The 1,280-nt window shown below is 60.6% G+C and carries 1 protein-coding gene and 2 pseudogenes; all 3 read left to right on the top strand.

Features of this window, described 5'->3' with window-relative positions; translation table 11 throughout:
• Positions 1–128, top strand: a pseudogene (locus tag ABYA88_RS16505) (3-hydroxyacyl-[acyl-carrier-protein] dehydratase FabZ); the annotation flags it as partial.
• On the top strand, positions 125–901 hold the full coding sequence (gene lpxA / locus ABYA88_RS16500) for an acyl-ACP--UDP-N-acetylglucosamine O-acyltransferase (protein WP_373188468.1): 777 nt from the start codon (positions 125–127) through the stop codon (positions 899–901). The pseudogene ABYA88_RS16505 and the gene lpxA, both read left to right, overlap by 4 nt.
• A gap of 2 nt (positions 902–903) precedes the next feature.
• A pseudogene (locus tag ABYA88_RS16495) lies at positions 904–1,280 on the top strand (lipid-A-disaccharide synthase); the annotation flags it as partial.

Below are 1,280 nucleotides of genomic sequence, written 5' to 3'. Positions count from 1 at the left end.
ATCAGTTGCAGCTCGAAGCCCAGCACTTGAGCAACAAGCGCGGCATCTGGAAGTTCGCCTGCCGTGCAACCGTCGACGGGAAAGAAGCCTGCTCGGCGGAAATCATCTGTGCGGAACACAAGATATGAGTCGGATCCACCCTCTGGCGCTCGTCGATCCAGCCGCGAAGCTGGCTGATGACGTCGAGGTCGGACCCTGGACCCTGATCGGTCCCGATGTGGAAATCGGCGCCGGTACTGTCATTGGCCCACACGTTGTCGTACGTGGGCCAACGACCATTGGCCAGCACAACCGTATTTTCCAGTTTTCCTCGGTGGGTGAAGACTGCCAGGACAGGAAATATCAGGGCGAGCCGACACAACTCATTATCGGTGACCACAACATCATTCGTGAGGGTTGCACCCTGCACCGTGGCACGGTTCAGGATCAGGGCGTAACCCGTATCGGCAGTCATAACCTGCTGATGGCCTATGTGCATGTCGCGCACGACTGCGTGGTGAACAACCACATCATCATGGCGAACAACGCGACCATCGCCGGCCATGTGCACATCGGCGACGGTGCTATTCTCGGCGGCTACACCACGGTTCACCAATTCTGCAAGCTGGGTGCCTGGTCGATGAGCGCCGCCAACAGTGCGGTGTTCAAGGACATTCCGGCCTTCGTCATGGTCGGCGGCAACCCGGCCAGTGCCCATGGCATGAACTTCGAAGGCATGCGGCGCCGCGGCTATACTCCAGAGCTGGTCGCCGCACTGCGCAAGGCTTACAAGACCGTCTACCGCCAGGGACTGACTCTTGCAGAGGCGCTGAAACAGCTAGAGGACAGCGCGAGTCAATATCCCGAGATCGCGCTGTACCGCGACTCCATTCTTGCTTCGACCCGCGGCATAACCCGTTAGCCATGACCTTGCAGAACGGATCAGGGCAGCGACCACTGTGTATCGCACTGGTTGCCGGCGAGGCTTCCGGGGACACGCTTGGAGCGGGTCTGATCCGCGCCCTGAAACGATCCCATCCCGCGGTAAGTTTCATCGGCATCGGCGGTCCGCGGATGCTTGCCGAGGGCATGCAGAGCCGGGTGCCGATGGAGCGGCTTTCGGTGATGGGTCTGGTCGAGGTGCTGGGCCGCCTGCGCGAACTGCTGCGCATCCGCAAGGAGCTGGTTGGCTGGCTGCTCGAGCAACAACCTGACGTATTCATCGGTATTGACGCCCCCGACTTTACGCTTGGCGTCGAGCGCAAGCTGCGCGATGCAGGCATAGCCACAGTGCACTACGT

Origin of the sequence: Halopseudomonas sp., assembly GCF_041579695.1 — a bacterium.
Classification (GTDB): domain Bacteria; phylum Pseudomonadota; class Gammaproteobacteria; order Pseudomonadales; family Pseudomonadaceae; genus Halopseudomonas.
Note: the sequence above shows the minus strand (reverse complement) of the source record. Positions and strands in the feature narration are given on the sequence as shown.

What these genes read in the sequence shown, in the direction of transcription:
- lpxA (WP_373188468.1), top strand. Translation starts at nt 125, where the DNA reads ATGAGTCGGATCCACCCTCTGGCGCTCGTCGATCCAGCCGCGAAGCTG.